The sequence below is a fragment of the Salmonella sp. SA14318 genome, assembly GCF_029866905.1.
Lineage (GTDB): Bacteria > Pseudomonadota > Gammaproteobacteria > Enterobacterales > Enterobacteriaceae > Salmonella > Salmonella enterica.
In genome coordinates this window covers 3377028-3394393 of the sequence record NZ_CP123282.1, presented here as the reverse complement: position 1 = coordinate 3394393, position 17366 = coordinate 3377028, and the positions used below count along the sequence as shown (strand labels likewise).

Sequence of the window (17366 nt, the reverse complement as noted above, 5' to 3'; positions counted from 1 at the left end):
CTCGCCGCTCTTAGTGCATCATCATGTTGTAGTTGAGGTTCCACATAATCCAGATGGAGCCCACAACCAGGATGGCGATGATCAGCACGGTAAAGATGAAGGCCGTCATGTTCCAGCCTTCATCAGATTTGGTGTTCATGTGCAGGAAACACACCAGATGCACCAAAATCTGCACCACTGCCATTGCCAGGATAGATCCCAGAATAACGGCCGGAGAGGCAGCGCCGGTCATCACCATCCAGAATGGAATAACCGTCAGGATGACCGACAGGATAAAGCCGGTCATGTACGTTTTTACGCTGCCGTGGGATGCGCCGCCGCTCTCGGTAGAATGACTCATTACATCGCCCCCATCAGATAAACAACAGTGAATACGCAAATCCAAATCACATCCAGGAAGTGCCAGAACAGGCTCAGGCACATGATGCGGGTACGGTTAGTGCTGGTCAGACCGCGACGGGCAACTTGCACCATCAGCACCGCCATCCAGATCAAACCGGAAGTGACGTGCAGACCGTGCGTGCCGACCAGCGCGAAGAACGCAGACAGGAAGCCGCTGCGATCCGGGCCCATACCGTTAACAATCAGGTGATGGAATTCATAGAGTTCCATCCCGATAAATCCGGCACCGAACAAGAAGGTCAACGCCAGCCAGGAGATAACCTGGCTCTTGTTGTTCTTGTGCATGGCGATCGCCGCCATGCCGTAGGTAATGGAGCTAAATAACAGCAGGAAGGTTTCAACCAGAACGAACGGCAGTTCGAAAATGTCCTTACCTGTCGGGCCGCCAGCGGTGCCGTTCACCAGAACGGCATAGGTAGCAAACAGAATAGAGAACAGAATACAGTCGCTCATCAGGTAGACCCAAAATCCGAAGATTTTGTTCTGGCCTGCGTCATGGTGCCCGTGTTCGTGCGCGTGGGCAGTCGCGTGCGTTAAAGTATCAGTTGCCATTTTTCAGCCCTGCCTTAGTAATCTCATCGAAATGCTGGTTTTCCAGTTTTTCGACTTCCGGGACCGGCACGTAGTAATCCACATCTTCATCAAAGCTTTTTACAATCCAGCTGATGATCATGCCTGCGAAACCCACTATCGCCAGCCACCAGATATGCCAGATCATGGCGAAGCCAAATACCGTTGCGAAGGCGGCGATAACAATACCGGCACCGCTATTTTTCGGCATATGGATCTCTTCATATTGTCCAGGCTGTTGGTACGCTTCGCCTTTTTCTTTCATTTCCCAGAAGGCGTCACGTTCGTGAACGTGCGGCACAACGGCAAAGTTATAGAACGGCGGCGGAGACGAGGTTGACCACTCCAGCGTACGGCCACCCCATGGGTCGCCGGTCAGATCGCGGTTCTGATCGCGGTCGCGAATAGAAACGAAGATCTGAATCAGTTGGCACAGGATACCCAGCGCAATCAGCGCGGCACCGGCGGCGGCAACCATCAGCATCGTATGGAACTGCGGATCAATTTGCTGGCTGAGGCGACGGGTCATGCCCATGAAGCCCAGTACGTACAGCGGCATAAAGGCTACAAAGAAACCGATAATCCAGAACCAGAAGGCGCGTTTACCCCAGGTTTCGTTCAGCTTGAAGCCAAACGCCTTCGGCCACCAGTAGGTCATACCCGCGAAGCAGCCAAACACCACGCCGCCGATGATCACGTTATGGAAGTGCGCAATCAGGAACAGACTGTTGTGCAGGACGAAGTCCGCGCCCGGTACCGCCAGCAGCACGCCGGTCATACCGCCGACCGAGAAGGTCACGATAAAGCCGATGGTCCACATCATTGCGGAATGGAAGACGATACGGCCCTGATACATGGTGAACAACCAGTTGAAGATCTTCACCCCGGTCGGGATGGCGATAATCATGGTGGTGATACCGAAGAAGGCGTTAACGTTCGCGCCTGCGCCCATCGTGAAGAAGTGGTGCAGCCAAACGATAAACGACAGTACGGTAATACAGACGGTCGCCCAAACCAGCGAGGTATAGCCGAACAGACGTTTACGCGAGAAGGTCGCTGCGATTTCGGAGAATACCCCGAAGACCGGCAGAATCAGAATGTACACTTCCGGATGGCCCCAGGCCCAAATCAGGTTGATGTACATCATCATGTTGCCGCCCATATCGTTGGTAAAGAAATGGGTGCCCAGATAGCGATCCAGGGTTAGCAACGCGACGGTAACCGTCAGAATCGGGAAAGAGGCGATGATCAGTACGTTGGCGCACAAAGAGGCCCAGGTAAAGACCGGCATCTTGAACATTGTCATACCCGGCGCACGCATCTTCAGGATCGTCACGAAGAAGTTGATACCGGTTAACGTCGTACCAATACCCGAGAGTTGCAACGCCCATATCCAGTAATCGACCCCGACGCTGGGACTGTACTCTATTCCCGATAGCGGCGGATAAGCCAGCCACCCTGTCTGCGCGAATTCACCCACGCCCAGCGAGAGGTTAACCAGGATAACGCCGACAACGGTGAACCAAAAGCTCAGGTTGTTCAGGAAAGGGAACGCAACGTCGCGCGCGCCGATCTGCAGCGGAACCACCAGGTTCATCAGACCGATAACGAAGGGCATCGCCACGAAGAAGATCATGATTACGCCGTGAGCGGTAAAGATCTGATCGTAGTGGTGCGGCGGTAGAAAACCCGCTTCGCCGGCGGAGGCAAGCGCCTGCTGGCTACGCATCATGATGGCATCGGCGAAACCACGTAACAGCATCACAATCGCGACGATGATATACATGATGCCGAGGCGTTTATGGTCAACTGACGTTAACCACTCTTTCCATAGGTAGGTCCACTTACCGAAGTAAGTAATCGCTGCCAGTATCGCCAGTCCCCCGACGATAATTGCAGCGATCGTTACCATGACGATAGGTTCATGGAACGGTACTGCATCCAGTGATAATTTTCCGAACATCTTATCTTCCTCAACCCTTGGAGTTGGCGGATTCCGCGTGGCTCATGTCCATACCTTCCATTCCTTCATGCGAGCTGTGCTCACCTTCAGGTTGGGTCATGTCCATGCTCTTACCGTGGTCCATGAATTTGTTAATAACGTCCTTGAACAAATCTGGTTTCACGCTGGAGAAATATTCCACCTTGTTGTACTCGCTTGGCATAGCCACTTTCTCGAACGCCGCCATATCATTCATGGTGTTCGGAGACTGCTTCGCTTTTGCGACCCATTGGTCGAATTCTGCGCGGTCTTTGGTGGCGATAGCTTTAAACTTCATACCAGAGAAGCCCGGGCCGCTATAGCTGGCGGAGATGCCATCGTAGGTTCCGGGTTCGTTGGCGATCAGATGCAAACGTGTTTGCATACCGGCCATGGCATAAATCTGGCTACCCAGACGCGGGATAAAGAAGGAGTTCATCACGGAGTTGGAGGTCACTTTGAAATAAACCGGCGTGTTCGCCGGGAAGGCGATCTCGTTGACGGTGGCGATACCCTGCTCCGGATAGATGAAGAACCATTTCCAGTCCATGGAAACCACTTCGATGGTGATCGGTTTTTCGTCATGCGCCAGCGGCTTGCTTGGTTCAAGCGCGTGCGTGGTTTTCCAGGTCAGTACGGCAAGGAAAATGATGATCAAGATAGGCACCGTCCAGACCACGGCTTCCACTTTATTGGAGTGTGACCAGTTCGGGCTATACTTCGCATCCTTATTACTCGCACGATACTTCCAGGCGAAACCAACAGCCATCAAGATGGCGGGAATAACGACGATCAACATCAGGCCAAATGCCGTCAGTATCAGCGAACGTTGCTCCAGTCCAATCTGTCCTTTGGGATCCAGCAGCGCAGAATTACAGCCACTGAGTAATGCAGTGCCTGCAATTAATGACAACCATCCCAAACTTTTATTGTATTTCCTGAGTCTCATTTAACGACCTCAATTCCACGGGACCTGGTGGCGTTTAAAGTGTAGGGGCATTTTACGGTAAGGTTACATTACTGTAAACATGATTGGTTCTGTGTTACCAAGTTCTGCCGCGCATGTCACATATGTTGCCAAGTATGTCGAAATAACTTTAAGACACTGTTGAAACTTTGCGTTATAACGGATGAGGTCTGTAAGTGGGATGTTGAGGGATAATTGGTATAACCAATGTAAAAATAAAACAATTACTTAACAATTTATTATCAATAAAAGGACAATCAACGGCAGAAATTTAAATTTAATCGGCTGAATCGTGTAAAGAAAATAGGTAGCGTAGAAATTACCAATAATTTCCAAAATTCTGTTGCGCACAAAAAGACAAATATATTTTTTATCAATTGATGGTTATTTAGCCGTTATAATTCCGGGTCGTTATTACAACGGCAAATAATGTTTTAGAGCAGGCGTGTTTTTCGTAGCGCCAGGTAGTCCAGCAACCCGCCAAAGACAATGCCGCACACGGCAACCGCTACCGCAGTCTCAAGCAATCCGGACAGGAATGAGAAGTTAGTGTAATCCAACGCGTTCATGGTCAGCAGGAGTACCCACACCGCCAGCAAAGCGACGCCCGCGAGCAGGATTGAAAGCGCGAAATTGTAGGCGCCACGGTATTGCGTGCGGGGAATAAAACGCTCGCTCTGCCAGCTATATTCCAGCGTTTGCCGACAGACCAGCAACAGTAACAGCCCGGGAACGGCGGCAACAACCGAGAAGAGGTAGAATGTCGGCCAGCCGTGCGCTTCAACGAACCAGCCCGCCACAGGACCAACATAAACCCGGCCTACTGCGGAGAGGGCCGACAGTAGGGCAAACTGTGTTGCGGAAAACGACTTATTACATAGCGTCATTAATAAGGCGACAAAGGCGGCAGTACCCATCCCGCCGCACAGATTTTCGAAAAAGACCGCCGCGCCCATGCTGAACATGTTTTTATCGGTAATGGAGAGCAACCAGTAACCGGCGTTGGACGCGCCTTGCAAAATGCCGAAAATCAGCAGCGCGCGAAACAGCGAAAGACGCTGCATTAATATGCCGCCGTATAACGCGCCGACGATCGTTGCCAACAGGCCCAGCGTTTTATTGACCACGCCGACTTCGCCGGCGTCAAAGCCGACGCCGCGAATCAAAAAGGTGGTGGTCAGGCTCATGGCGAAGGCGTCACCCAGTTTATAAAGCACAATGAGCAGTAAAATCAGCCAGGCGTTGTTACGGCCAAAGAAATCGCGTAGCGGCGCGACGACGGCCTGTTCCAGCGATTTCGGGGACGGGATAGTATCGGTCGGTTCCGGCGCCAGTAAGGTGGCGATAATGCAGGGGATCAGCAATGCCGCCATTAGCCAGTACATGCCCTGCCAGCCGAGCCAGCGATCGGCCAGCCATAGCGCCAGTCCGCCGGAAACCAGCATCCCCAGCCGGTAGCCAAGCACGCTGATTGCCGCGCCAGCGCCGCGTTCTTCTGCGGGTAAAACATCGGTTTTCCAGGCGTCGAACACGATATCCTGCGAGGCGGAGCAAAAAGCAATCACCACCGCCAGCGCCGCCATCCAGCGTAGCTGCGTGCCGGGTTCAAGAAAGCCCATCGCCGCAATCGCCGCCAGTAACAACAGTTGGGTGGCGAGTAACCAACCGCGACGACGACCTAAAAAAGGCGGCGTGTAGCGGTCCATCAGCGGGGACCAGAGAAACTTAAACACATAGGCCTGACCAACCAGCGAGAAAAAGCCAATCGTTTTAAGATCGATATTCTCGACGGTCATCCACGCCTGTAGCGTACCGGAAGTGAGCGCCAGCGGGAGACCGGAGGCAAAACCCAATATCAGCAGAATGGCTGAACGCGGTTGCTGGAAAATACGTAAATATTGACTTGACATAGGCATCTACAGACCCGGCTTCTGCCGGGTCTTGTTGTTGCTATTAACGGGCATTTTGCTTGATAAAATCGTGAATACTGGTGTCCTGAGACATATCAGCAATGGTATCGGTCAGAACGCTGTTTACCGCGTCGGCAATATTCTGGTTAGAGGCCTGGAACGCCCCTTCAATAGAGTAGTTGGCGCGATAGTTTTTGGTCATCTTGCTGCCATTTGCCGCGGTCGCAATAATCGCGATATCCGCTTTGGTCGCGATGTTGTAGCGCACGCTGCCCTGGGAAACATCAGCATACAGTTGGTTAACAATAATCTGCAGATTAACCGCGCCGTTAGGCCCGATCATATAGCCCCGCGCCGTCATCTGTTTTTCCAGGACTTCTTGTAACAGGAAGCGTAAATCGCGGGAGGCGGTTAACGTTACCAGCTGGTTGTTACGCGTGACTTTCGCTAACGCTTGATCCTGGCGTTGGTCCGCGCCGGTAATGCTAACGGTGACGCCCATCAGGCTTGGGTCCTGCTGTGGCAAGGTGATCTTCGGCGCGACGTCAATGGTCGTCGGCGGTGTGGCGCATCCTGCCAGCATAAACAGAGCGACTAACGGAAAGAGAAGTTTTTTTAACATATTCAGGCTCTCAATGACGCTTAAAACGTGATAGGTAAAAATTCCCGCCATCATAACACCGCTAACGGCGAGGGGAAGTGGTCAACGCAGGTAAATTCGTTGTAATGTCCGATTTGGTATTGATAACGGCGCGAGCGGGGATTTTGAGCGCTAAAAGAATGATTAAGGCAGTAAACTTCATACGTTTGGCTGAAATAATCAGACGAAAGCTAAATTTTTGTTGTCATGCTGTAATGGAAACGGTAAAAGCGGCTAGTATTTAAAGGGATGGGTGACATCACAGCGTTGTCGGAGGAGATTTTCATGATGATACGTGAGCAAATAGAAGAAAAATTAAGGACAGCGTTCGACCCCGTGTTTCTCGAAGTTGTGGATGAAAGCTATCGTCACAATGTTCCTGCAGGATCGGAAAGCCATTTTAAGGTCGTGCTGGTGAGCGATCGCTTTACAGGCGAACGTTTTCTTAATCGTCATCGGATGATTTACGGTACGTTAACGGCGGAACTCTCCACAACCGTACATGCGCTGGCACTGCATACTTATACCCTCAAAGAGTGGGAAGGGTTGCAGGATACTATCTTCGCGTCGCCTCCTTGTCGCGGCGCGGGAAGCATCGCGTAGCAAAACGGATTTGCAACTACCTCCGCTTTTCCAGTATGTTGCTACAGAATTATGTGAAAACGGCCTGCGGGCCGTTTTGTTTTGTCTGAATTTTGAGCGTGTCGTACAGTATTCAGACAAAAATTAGCCGAGAATTGTGAAAACCGCCGCAGCATCGCACAATCACCGTTCTCGACTCACAAAAGTGATGCCGCTATAATGCGCCGTCTTATATATGAACGTCTTCGGGATGATTCTGACGACAGGGAATGTGATTGATTATGAGAACATCCCGGTTCCGCGAAGCAAATAGCACGTGCTTGCGGAGTAGAGTTGACCGAGCACTGTGATTTTTTGAGGTAACAAGATGCAAGTTTCAGTTGAAACCACTCAGGGCCTTGGCCGCCGTGTAACGATTACAATCGCTGCTGACAGCATCGAGACCGCTGTAAAAAGCGAGCTGGTCAACGTAGCGAAAAAAGTACGTATTGACGGCTTCCGTAAAGGCAAAGTACCGATGAATATCGTCGCTCAGCGTTATGGCGCTTCTGTTCGCCAGGACGTGCTGGGCGATCTGATGAGCCGCAACTTCGTTGACGCGATCATCAAAGAAAAAATTAACCCGGCAGGCGCGCCGAACTATGTTCCGGGCGAATACAAAGTGGGTGAAGACTTCACTTACTCCGTCGAGTTTGAAGTCTATCCGGAAGTTGAGCTGACTGGCCTCGAGTCCATCGAAGTTGAAAAGCCGGTTGTTGAAGTCACCGACGCTGACGTTGATGTGATGCTGGACACCCTGCGTAAGCAGCAGGCGACCTGGAAAGAAAAAGACGGCGCTGCTGATGCGGAAGACCGCGTGACCATCGATTTCACCGGCTCTGTAGACGGCGAAGAGTTCGAAGGCGGCAAAGCGACCGATTTCGTTCTGGCGATGGGCCAGGGTCGTATGATTCCGGGCTTTGAAGACGGCGTTAAAGGCCACAAAGCTGGCGAAGAGTTCACTATCGATGTGACCTTCCCGGAAGAGTACCACGCTGAAAACCTGAAAGGTAAAGCGGCTAAGTTCGTTATCAACCTTAAGAAAGTTGAAGAACGCGAACTGCCGGAACTGACCGAAGAATTCATCAAACGTTTCGGCGTTGAAGATGGTTCCGTAGCCGGTCTGCGCGCTGAAGTACGTAAAAACATGGAACGCGAGCTGAAAGGCGCGGTGCGTAACCGCGTTAAGTCTCAGGCGATCGAAGGTCTGGTAAAAGCTAACGACATCGACGTACCGTCTGCGCTGATCGACAGCGAAATCGACGTTCTGCGTCGTCAGGCTGCGCAGCGTTTTGGTGGTAACGAGAAACAGGCTCTGGAGCTGCCGCGCGAACTGTTCGAAGAACAGGCTAAGCGTCGTGTAGTTGTCGGTCTGCTGCTCGGCGAAGTCATTCGTACCAACGAGCTGAAAGCGGACGAAGAACGCGTTAAAGGCCTGATCGAAGAGATGGCGTCTGCTTACGAAGATCCGAAAGAAGTGATTGAGTTCTACAGCAAAAATAAAGAGCTGATGGACAATATGCGTAACGTCGCTCTGGAAGAACAGGCTGTTGAAGCGGTTCTGGCAAAAGCGAAAGTGTCTGAAAAAGCCACTTCCTTCAATGAGCTGATGAACCAGCAGGCGTAATTTTTCGCGTTAAAAGCACGAAATTTGCACAAAAACCCGTCACCTTTCAGTGACGGGTTTTTTTTGTCACGCATTTTGCATGGTAAGGGTGCGAAAACCGCGTTTCAGTGTTAGCGTTAGAGCAAAAGATTGTTATGCTTGAATTATGGCGATGCCGTACCCATTACAGAGGGACTGGCTGATAATCCGTCCATCAGGTTACAATCAGTACAGCAGATTTTTTCAATTTTTATCCAGGAGACGGAAATGTCATACAGCGGAGAACGAGATAATTTGGCCCCTCATATGGCGCTGGTGCCGATGGTCATTGAACAGACCTCACGCGGTGAGCGCTCTTTTGATATCTATTCTCGTCTACTTAAGGAACGCGTCATATTTCTGACCGGCCAGGTCGAAGACCATATGGCTAACCTGATCGTGGCGCAGATGCTGTTCCTGGAAGCGGAAAACCCGGAAAAAGATATCTATCTGTACATTAATTCTCCTGGCGGCGTAATTACTGCGGGGATGTCCATCTATGACACCATGCAGTTTATTAAGCCAGACGTCAGCACCATTTGTATGGGACAGGCGGCCTCTATGGGGGCGTTTCTGCTGACTGCCGGGGCGAAAGGCAAACGTTTCTGCTTGCCGAACTCTCGCGTCATGATCCACCAGCCGCTGGGCGGCTACCAGGGCCAGGCGACGGATATTGAAATTCACGCCCGCGAAATTTTGAAAGTAAAAGGGCGCATGAATGAACTTATGGCGCATCATACGGGTCAATCTCTTGAGCAGATTGAACGTGATACTGAGCGCGATCGCTTCCTCTCCGCGCCTGAAGCGGTAGAGTACGGTTTGGTTGACTCAATTTTGACCCATCGTAATTGATGCCCTGGACGCAAGTGTGCCGCTATACACTTCATCCTTCACGCTACCTCGGTGTTGGTTGCCAGCGCGCCTCCCGGTGACTTACTTATGTAAGCGCCTGCGGAGTCGCCGAGTTGCCGCCTTGATGTAGCTCGAATGATTTTGTGTATATACTAATGAAGGGCGGCACAACGCTGATTAGCGGCTTGCGCCTGAGAATGGCATTTGCGTCGTCGTGTGCGGCACAAAGAACAAAGAAGAGGTTTTGACTCATGACAGATAAACGCAAAGATGGCTCGGGCAAATTGTTGTACTGCTCTTTTTGCGGCAAAAGCCAGCATGAAGTGCGCAAGCTGATTGCCGGTCCATCCGTGTATATCTGCGACGAATGCGTCGATTTATGTAACGACATTATTCGCGAAGAAATTAAAGAAGTTGCTCCGCACCGTGAACGTAGTGCGCTGCCGACGCCGCATGAAATTCGTACCCACCTGGACGATTACGTTATCGGCCAGGAGCAGGCGAAAAAAGTGCTGGCGGTGGCGGTCTATAACCACTACAAGCGTCTGCGTAACGGCGATACCAGCAATGGCGTCGAGTTAGGCAAAAGCAACATTCTGCTGATTGGACCGACCGGTTCCGGTAAAACGCTGCTGGCGGAAACGCTGGCGCGCTTGCTGGATGTGCCGTTCACTATGGCGGATGCAACCACGCTGACCGAAGCGGGTTACGTGGGGGAAGACGTCGAGAATATCATTCAGAAACTGTTGCAGAAATGCGACTACGACGTGCAAAAAGCGCAGCGTGGGATTGTCTACATTGATGAAATCGATAAGATTTCGCGTAAATCAGACAATCCGTCCATTACCCGCGATGTTTCCGGCGAAGGCGTACAGCAGGCGTTGCTGAAACTGATCGAAGGCACTGTCGCCGCGGTTCCACCGCAGGGCGGTCGCAAACATCCGCAGCAGGAGTTCTTACAGGTAGATACCTCTAAGATTCTGTTTATCTGCGGCGGCGCGTTTGCCGGTCTGGATAAAGTGATCGCTAACCGTGTTGAAACCGGCTCCGGCATTGGTTTTGGCGCGACGGTGAAAGCGAAGTCCGACAAAGCCAGCGAAGGCGAGCTGTTGTCGCAGGTTGAACCGGAAGATTTGATCAAATTTGGTCTGATTCCTGAGTTTATCGGTCGTCTGCCAGTGGTGGCGACGTTGAACGAACTCAGCGAAGAAGCGCTGATTCAAATCCTGAAAGAGCCGAAAAATGCGCTGACCAAGCAGTATCAGGCGCTGTTTAACCTGGAAGGCGTCGATCTGGAATTCCGTGACGAAGCGCTGGACGCTATCGCCAGGAAAGCAATGGCGCGTAAAACCGGTGCCCGTGGCCTGCGTTCTATCGTCGAAGCGGCGCTGCTGGATACCATGTACGATTTGCCATCCATGGAAGACGTCGAAAAAGTGGTGATCGACGAGTCCGTTATTGCCGGTCAGAGTAAGCCGTTGCTGATTTACGGCAAACCGGAAGCGCAGGCTTCTGGCGAATAATTAAACATTCATACAATCAGTTAGCCAAAAAAGGGGGGATTTTATCTCCCCTTTCGTTTTTCCTGTAAACACGCCGTTGAATGTGTGGGAAACATCCCCATATACTGACGTACATGTTATAGGTGGTATGGAGCACAGCTATACTATCTGATTACCTGGCGGACACTAAACTAAGAGAGAGCTCTATGAATCCTGAGCGTTCTGAACGCATTGAAATCCCCGTATTGCCGTTGCGCGATGTGGTGGTTTATCCGCACATGGTCATACCCTTATTTGTAGGGCGGGAAAAATCTATCCGTTGTCTGGAAGCGGCTATGGACCATGATAAAAAAATCATGCTGGTCGCCCAGAAGGAAGCATCAACGGATGAGCCGGGTGTAAACGATCTTTTCACCGTCGGGACCGTGGCCTCTATTTTGCAGATGTTGAAACTGCCTGACGGCACCGTAAAAGTGCTGGTCGAGGGGTTACAGCGCGCGCGTATTTCCGCGCTGTCTGACAACGGCGAACATTTCTCCGCGAAGGCGGAGTACCTTGATTCGCCAGCCATTGATGAGCGAGAACAAGAAGTGCTGGTGCGTACCGCTATCAGCCAGTTCGAAGGCTACATCAAGCTGAACAAAAAAATTCCGCCGGAAGTGCTGACGTCACTCAATAGCATTGACGACCCTGCACGTCTGGCTGACACCATCGCCGCGCATATGCCGCTGAAACTGGCGGATAAACAGTCCGTACTGGAGATGTCCGACGTTAACGAACGTCTGGAATATTTGATGGCGATGATGGAATCTGAAATCGATCTGCTGCAGGTTGAGAAACGCATTCGCAACCGCGTGAAAAAGCAGATGGAGAAATCCCAGCGCGAGTACTATCTGAACGAGCAAATGAAAGCGATTCAGAAAGAACTTGGCGAGATGGACGACGCGCCGGACGAAAACGAAGCGCTGAAGCGTAAGATCGACGCGGCGAAAATGCCGAAAGAGGCGAAAGAGAAAGCGGAAGCGGAACTGCAGAAGCTGAAAATGATGTCTCCGATGTCGGCGGAAGCGACCGTGGTGCGCGGCTACATCGACTGGATGGTGCAGGTGCCGTGGAATGCGCGTAGCAAGGTCAAAAAAGACCTGCGTCAGGCGCAGGAAATCCTCGATACTGACCATTATGGTCTGGAGCGCGTGAAAGACCGCATCCTTGAGTATCTCGCGGTTCAAAGCCGTGTAAATAAAATCAAGGGGCCGATCCTGTGTCTGGTGGGGCCGCCGGGGGTAGGTAAAACCTCGTTGGGCCAGTCCATCGCTAAAGCAACAGGGCGTAAATACATCCGTATGGCGCTGGGCGGCGTGCGTGATGAAGCGGAAATCCGCGGTCATCGCCGGACTTACATTGGCTCTATGCCGGGTAAACTGATCCAAAAAATGGCCAAAGTGGGGGTTAAAAACCCACTGTTCCTGCTCGATGAGATCGACAAAATGTCTTCTGACATGCGCGGCGATCCGGCTTCCGCACTGCTGGAAGTGCTGGATCCGGAGCAGAACGTGGCGTTCAGCGATCATTACCTGGAAGTGGATTACGATCTCAGCGATGTGATGTTTGTCGCCACTTCCAACTCCATGAACATTCCGGCGCCGCTGCTGGATCGTATGGAAGTGATCCGTCTGTCCGGTTATACCGAAGATGAGAAGCTGAATATTGCTAAACGTCACCTGCTGCCGAAGCAGATCGAGCGTAACGCGCTGAAGAAAGGCGAACTGACGGTCGACGATAGCGCGATTATCGGTATTATCCGCTATTACACGCGTGAAGCGGGCGTTCGTAGTCTGGAGCGTGAAATCTCCAAACTGTGCCGCAAAGCGGTTAAACAACTGTTGCTCGATAAGTCGTTAAAACATATCGAAATTAACGGTGATAATCTGCACGACTACCTCGGTGTGCAGCGCTTTGATTATGGCCGCGCGGATAGCGAAAACCGCGTAGGTCAGGTGACGGGCCTGGCGTGGACGGAAGTGGGCGGCGATCTGTTGACCATCGAAACCGCCTGCGTACCGGGTAAAGGCAAGTTGACCTACACCGGCTCGCTCGGTGAAGTGATGCAGGAATCCATTCAGGCGGCGCTGACCGTGGTGCGTGCGCGCGCGGAAAAACTGGGTATTAATCCGGACTTTTACGAAAAACGCGATATCCACGTTCACGTGCCGGAAGGCGCAACGCCGAAAGACGGTCCAAGCGCCGGTATCGCGATGTGTACCGCGCTGGTTTCCTGCCTGACCGGTAATCCGGTGCGCGCAGATGTGGCAATGACCGGCGAGATCACGCTGCGTGGTCAGGTGTTGCCGATCGGCGGCCTGAAAGAAAAACTGTTGGCGGCGCATCGCGGCGGGATTAAAACGGTCTTAATTCCATTCGAAAATAAACGTGACCTGGAGGAAATTCCGGACAACGTGATTGCCGATCTGGATATTCACCCGGTTAAGCGTATTGAGGAAGTTCTGACGCTTGCTCTGCAAAACGAACCGTCTGGAATGCAGGTTGTAACCGCAAAATAGTGACCTCGCGCAAATAGCGCTAATAAAAACAGGGCTGGCAGGCTATTTCGGACTTGCCAGCCTTTTTTTGTATAGCTAATTTAGATGGTTGATTGGGTCTGCCACCATTAACGGGTGTTGTAAGGGCGTGGCAGGCCTGATATAACTGCTGCGCGGTCGTACTTCGAAGGATTCAGGTGCGATATAAATTATAAAGAGGAAGAGAAGAGTGAATAAATCTCAACTGATCGAAAAAATTGCTGCAGGGGCTGATATCTCTAAGGCTGCGGCTGGACGTGCGTTAGATGCGATTATTGCTTCTGTTACCGAATCTCTGAAAGAAGGGGATGACGTTGCACTGGTAGGCTTTGGTACTTTTGCTGTTAAAGAGCGTGCTGCCCGTACTGGTCGCAACCCGCAAACAGGTAAAGAGATCACCATCGCCGCTGCCAAAGTGCCGAGTTTCCGTGCAGGTAAAGCGCTGAAAGACGCGGTAAACTAAGCGTGATCCCCTCGGGGGATGTGACAAAGTACAAGGGCGCATCAACTGATGTGCCTTTTTTATTGGCGATTCGGGACTTTCTGTGCGTTGCGGGCTGACAATTGCCCTCGTTTCTTGTCACAATAGGCTTTTGTGCGCCGCGTTCAGAAAATGCGATGCGCGTGAAGTCTCTATACGCAAATCATTCAGGTTGCGTCGACGCGGCGACTGAGCGAATCACTCGGTAGCCAGCGGAGAAGCCGCCTGAAAGATAAAGTGTAAAGTCACCTACAGCGGAGTGTGGTTACACCATGATGGACAGCTTACGCACGGCTGCAAACAGTCTCGTGCTCAAGATTATTTTCGTTATCATTATCGTGTCGTTCATTTTGACCGGCGTTAGTGGTTACCTGATTGGCGGAAGCAATAACTACGCCGCAAAAGTGAATGGCCAGGAAATCAGCCGGGCACAGTTTGAGAATGCGTTTAATAACGAACGTAACCGTATGCAGCAGCAGTTGGGCGACAGGTATTCTGAACTGGCGGCCAACGAAGGTTATATGAAAAGCCTGCGCCAGCAGGTGCTGAATCGTCTGATAGATGAAGCGCTGTTGGATCAATATTCCCGCGAACTGAAACTGGGCATCAGCGATGAGCAGGTAAAGCAGGCGATTTTCGCCACTCCCGCTTTTCAGGTGGACGGTAAGTTTGACAACAACCGCTATAACGCGATTGTGAATCAGATGGGAATGACCGCCGATCAGTACGCTCAGGCGCTGCGTAACCAGCTTACCACTCAGCAACTGATCAACGGCGTGGCCGGTACTGATTTTATGCTGAAAGGGGAAACCGACGAACTGGCGGCATTAGTCTCTCAACAGCGCGTGGTGCGTGAAGCCGTTATTGATGTCAACGCGCTGGCGGCGAAGCAGCAGGTGACCGATCAGGAAGTGTCCAGCTACTACGATCAGAATAAAGTCCGCTTTATGACGCCGGAACAGTTCCGCGTAAGCTATATCAAGCTGGATGCCGCGACGATGCAGGCACCGGTCAGCGATGCGGATATTCAGGCCTATTATGACCAGCATGTAGATCAGTTTACTCAGCCGGAGCGCATTCGTTACAGCATTATTCAGACCAAAACGGAAGATGATGCGAAAGCGGTACTGGATGCGCTGAACAAGGGCGAAGATTTCGCCACGCTGGCGAAAGAGAAATCTACCGATATCATCTCTGCGCGTAATGGCGGCGATATGGGCTGGCTGGAAGAGTCTGCCACGGTGCCGGAACTGAAAAACGCCGGATTAAAAGAAAAAGGCCAGATATCTGGCGTGATTAAGTCGTCTGTCGGTTTTCTGGTGGCGCGTCTGGATGATATTCAGCCTGCCAAAGTGAAACCGTTAAGCGAGGTTCGCGACGACATTGCCGCGAAAGTGAAACAAGAAAAAGCGCTGGATGCTTACTATGCGTTGCAGCAGAAGGTGAGCGATGCGGCAAGCAACGACAATGAGTCGTTAGCAGGCGCTGAACAGGTCGCTGGCGTAAAAGCGGTTGAAACCGGCTGGTTTAGCCGTGACACCTTACCGGAAGAGCTGAACTTCAAACCGGTAGCCGATGCTATCTTTAATGGCGGTCTGGTAGGCGAAAACGGTACGCCGGGGCCGAATTCAGACATTATCACCGTAGATGGCGACCGGGCTTTTGTTGTGCGCGTGAGCGAACATAAACCTGAAGCCGTGAAGCCGTTGGCAGAAGTGAAAGAACAGGTCACTGCCCTGGTGAAGCATAACAAAGCGGAACAACAGGCGAAGCTGGATGCGGAAAAACTGCTGGTCGAGCTGAAAGCGGGCAAAGGCGCGGAAGCGATGAAAGCGGCGGGTCTGAGTTTTGGCGAGCCTAAAACGTTAAGTCGTACCAGTCAGGATCCGGTGAGTCAGGCGGCCTTTGCGTTAAGCCTTCCGACGAAAGATAAGCCAGTTTATGGCGTGGCGAACGATATGCAGGGTAACGTCGTTCTGCTGGCGTTTGACGAGGTGAAAGCGGGCGCCATGCCGGAAGCGCAGAAAAAAGCGATGGTGCAGGGCATCACGCAGAACAATGCGCAAATTGTCTTTGAGGCGCTGATGAGCAATCTGCGTAAAGAGGCGAAAATCAAAATCGGCGACGCCCTGGAACAGCAGTAATCGTCGAGGCGCTTCGCAAAAAATTGCAAAACGTTGTATCCCACAAAGGCCGCTTTCGCGGCCTTTTCCATTTCTGAGAATTGCCGTTTGTTCGTTTTTCTCCGCCCCGCTATCGTGGCTGCACTGTTAACAAACAAGGAGAAAACAGTATGAAACACGGAATTAAAGCACTGCTTATTACACTTTCTTTAACCTGCGCGGGCATGGCCCATAGCGCGCTGGCGGCGACGCCTGTCGCAAAAAATGCAGCGGTGGAAACAAAAGCGGATACGCCTTCTTCATCCTCCGCCAAAGCGGCATTACCTGCTAAAGCCAGCGATGATGAAGGTACCAGGGTGAGCATTAATACCGCGTCTGCGGAGGATCTGGCGCGGGTGATGAACGGCGTTGGGCTGAAAAAAGCGCAGGCTATTGTGAGCTATCGGGAGGAGTATGGTCCTTTTAAAACGGTGGATGATTTAAAGCAGGTGCCGGGAATGGGAAGCGCGCTGGTGGAGCGTAATCTGGCAGTTTTAACATTGTAATCACTTGCACAGTGGCCAAAATTTGCCAGACTGTAGAGGTCATACCAGTTATGACCTCTGTACTTGTCGTTTACTTATAACAACAACGTAAGGTTATTGCGCTATGCAAACACAAATCAAAGTTCGTGGATATCATCTTGATGTTTATCAACATGTTAATAATGCCCGCTATCTGGAGTTTCTGGAAGAGGCCCGTTGGGATGGGCTGGAAAACAGCGACAGCTTTCAGTGGATGACGGCCCGCAATATTGCCTTTGTGGTGGTAAACATCAATATAAATTACCGTCGTCCGGCGGTATTGAGCGATCTACTGACCGTGACCAGCCAGGTACAACAGCTTAACGGTAAAAGCGGCGTATTAAGCCAGACGATTACGCTGGAGCCAGAAGGACAGGTGGTGGCCGATGCGCTCATCACGTTTGTTTGTATTGATTTAAAAACGCAAAAAGCGCTGCCGCTGGAAGGCGAATTGCGTGAAAAGCTGGAACAGATGGTGCAATAACGCTTCGCAGTCTGATGGCGTTGAACTTGTCCGGCCTGGCGATATT

Annotated in this window: 15 protein-coding genes; 9 read left to right on the top strand and 6 right to left on the bottom strand. The window is 51.7% G+C overall.

Annotation, left to right across the window (positions count from 1 at the left end; translation table 11 throughout):
• Positions 1 to 10: 10 nt before the first annotated feature.
• From QEN32_RS16325 to QEN32_RS16300, 6 genes are all read right to left on the bottom strand, one after another.
• On the bottom strand, positions 11 to 340 hold the full coding sequence (locus tag QEN32_RS16325) for a cytochrome o ubiquinol oxidase subunit IV (RefSeq protein WP_000019878.1): 330 nt from the start codon (positions 338 to 340) through the stop codon (positions 11 to 13).
• Positions 340 to 954: a cytochrome o ubiquinol oxidase subunit III gene (locus QEN32_RS16320; protein ID WP_000179833.1), complete on the bottom strand. Its 615-nt coding sequence runs from the start codon at positions 952 to 954 to the stop codon at positions 340 to 342. The genes QEN32_RS16325 and QEN32_RS16320 overlap by 1 nt, the downstream gene beginning before the upstream one ends.
• Positions 944 to 2935 carry a cytochrome o ubiquinol oxidase subunit I gene (gene cyoB, locus QEN32_RS16315; protein WP_000467158.1) on the bottom strand — a complete coding sequence of 664 codons (1992 nt, stop codon included), beginning with the start codon at positions 2933 to 2935 and terminating at the stop codon, positions 944 to 946. The genes QEN32_RS16320 and cyoB overlap by 11 nt, the downstream gene beginning before the upstream one ends.
• A gap of 10 nt (positions 2936 to 2945) precedes the next feature.
• Positions 2946 to 3902: a cytochrome o ubiquinol oxidase subunit II gene (gene cyoA / locus QEN32_RS16310; protein WP_001239448.1), complete on the bottom strand. Its 957-nt coding sequence runs from the start codon at positions 3900 to 3902 to the stop codon at positions 2946 to 2948.
• A 452-nt stretch (positions 3903 to 4354) separates the two neighbouring features.
• Positions 4355 to 5830, bottom strand: coding sequence for a muropeptide MFS transporter AmpG (ampG, locus tag QEN32_RS16305; protein WP_000098479.1), 1476 nt, complete (start codon positions 5828 to 5830; stop codon positions 4355 to 4357).
• A gap of 43 nt (positions 5831 to 5873) precedes the next feature.
• Positions 5874 to 6452, bottom strand: coding sequence for a lipoprotein (locus QEN32_RS16300; protein WP_001537832.1), 579 nt, complete (start codon positions 6450 to 6452; stop codon positions 5874 to 5876).
• 303 nt (positions 6453 to 6755) lie between these two features.
• Here QEN32_RS16300 and bolA point away from each other — a divergent pair, with 303 nt between their 5' ends.
• The 9 genes from bolA (at position 6756) to fadM (ending at position 17320) form a co-directional block, all read left to right on the top strand.
• The gene (gene bolA, locus QEN32_RS16295; protein WP_000973433.1) at positions 6756 to 7073 is read left to right on the top strand and encodes a transcriptional regulator BolA; all 318 of its coding nucleotides are present in this window, start codon (positions 6756 to 6758) and stop codon (positions 7071 to 7073) included.
• Positions 7074 to 7419: 346 nt separating this feature from the next.
• Entirely contained in the window at positions 7420 to 8718 is a 1299-nt protein-coding gene (gene tig / locus QEN32_RS16290; protein WP_001198406.1) for a trigger factor, read from the top strand.
• 246 nt (positions 8719 to 8964) lie between these two features.
• Positions 8965 to 9588, top strand: a complete 624-nt coding sequence (gene clpP / locus QEN32_RS16285; protein ID WP_000122257.1) for an ATP-dependent Clp endopeptidase proteolytic subunit ClpP — start codon at positions 8965 to 8967, stop codon at positions 9586 to 9588.
• Positions 9589 to 9839: 251 nt separating this feature from the next.
• Positions 9840 to 11111: an ATP-dependent protease ATP-binding subunit ClpX gene (clpX, locus tag QEN32_RS16280; RefSeq protein WP_000130314.1), complete on the top strand. Its 1272-nt coding sequence runs from the start codon at positions 9840 to 9842 to the stop codon at positions 11109 to 11111.
• Positions 11112 to 11296: 185 nt separating this feature from the next.
• On the top strand, positions 11297 to 13651 hold the full coding sequence (gene lon, locus QEN32_RS16275; RefSeq protein ID WP_001067723.1) for an endopeptidase La: 2355 nt from the start codon (positions 11297 to 11299) through the stop codon (positions 13649 to 13651).
• Between the two features lie 208 nt (positions 13652 to 13859).
• Positions 13860 to 14132, top strand: coding sequence for a nucleoid-associated protein HU-beta (hupB, locus tag QEN32_RS16270; RefSeq protein ID WP_001043544.1), 273 nt, complete (start codon positions 13860 to 13862; stop codon positions 14130 to 14132).
• A gap of 290 nt (positions 14133 to 14422) precedes the next feature.
• Positions 14423 to 16294, top strand: a complete 1872-nt coding sequence (ppiD, locus tag QEN32_RS16265) for a peptidylprolyl isomerase (RefSeq protein ID WP_000969434.1) — start codon at positions 14423 to 14425, stop codon at positions 16292 to 16294.
• Positions 16295 to 16443: 149 nt separating this feature from the next.
• The gene (locus QEN32_RS16260; RefSeq protein WP_000680322.1) at positions 16444 to 16818 is read left to right on the top strand and encodes a helix-hairpin-helix domain-containing protein; all 375 of its coding nucleotides are present in this window, start codon (positions 16444 to 16446) and stop codon (positions 16816 to 16818) included.
• Positions 16819 to 16921: 103 nt separating this feature from the next.
• The gene (gene fadM, locus QEN32_RS16255) at positions 16922 to 17320 is read left to right on the top strand and encodes a long-chain acyl-CoA thioesterase FadM (protein ID WP_001194543.1); all 399 of its coding nucleotides are present in this window, start codon (positions 16922 to 16924) and stop codon (positions 17318 to 17320) included.
• Positions 17321 to 17366 lie beyond the last annotated feature (46 nt).

Coding starts and splice junctions, on each gene's coding strand:
- QEN32_RS16320 (WP_000179833.1), bottom strand. CDS start 954: ATGGCAACTGATACTTTAACGCACGCGACTGCCCACGCGCACGAACAC.
- cyoB (WP_000467158.1), bottom strand. CDS start 2,935: ATGTTCGGAAAATTATCACTGGATGCAGTACCGTTCCATGAACCTATC.
- ampG (WP_000098479.1), bottom strand. CDS start 5,830: ATGTCAAGTCAATATTTACGTATTTTCCAGCAACCGCGTTCAGCCATT.
- clpP (WP_000122257.1), top strand. CDS start 8,965: ATGTCATACAGCGGAGAACGAGATAATTTGGCCCCTCATATGGCGCTG.
- lon (WP_001067723.1), top strand. CDS start 11,297: ATGAATCCTGAGCGTTCTGAACGCATTGAAATCCCCGTATTGCCGTTG.
- QEN32_RS16325 (WP_000019878.1), bottom strand. CDS start 340: ATGAGTCATTCTACCGAGAGCGGCGGCGCATCCCACGGCAGCGTAAAA.
- fadM (WP_001194543.1), top strand. CDS start 16,922: ATGCAAACACAAATCAAAGTTCGTGGATATCATCTTGATGTTTATCAA.
- ppiD (WP_000969434.1), top strand. CDS start 14,423: ATGATGGACAGCTTACGCACGGCTGCAAACAGTCTCGTGCTCAAGATT.
- clpX (WP_000130314.1), top strand. CDS start 9,840: ATGACAGATAAACGCAAAGATGGCTCGGGCAAATTGTTGTACTGCTCT.
- cyoA (WP_001239448.1), bottom strand. CDS start 3,902: ATGAGACTCAGGAAATACAATAAAAGTTTGGGATGGTTGTCATTAATT.
- QEN32_RS16260 (WP_000680322.1), top strand. CDS start 16,444: ATGAAACACGGAATTAAAGCACTGCTTATTACACTTTCTTTAACCTGC.
- QEN32_RS16300 (WP_001537832.1), bottom strand. CDS start 6,452: ATGTTAAAAAAACTTCTCTTTCCGTTAGTCGCTCTGTTTATGCTGGCA.
- tig (WP_001198406.1), top strand. CDS start 7,420: ATGCAAGTTTCAGTTGAAACCACTCAGGGCCTTGGCCGCCGTGTAACG.
- bolA (WP_000973433.1), top strand. CDS start 6,756: ATGATGATACGTGAGCAAATAGAAGAAAAATTAAGGACAGCGTTCGAC.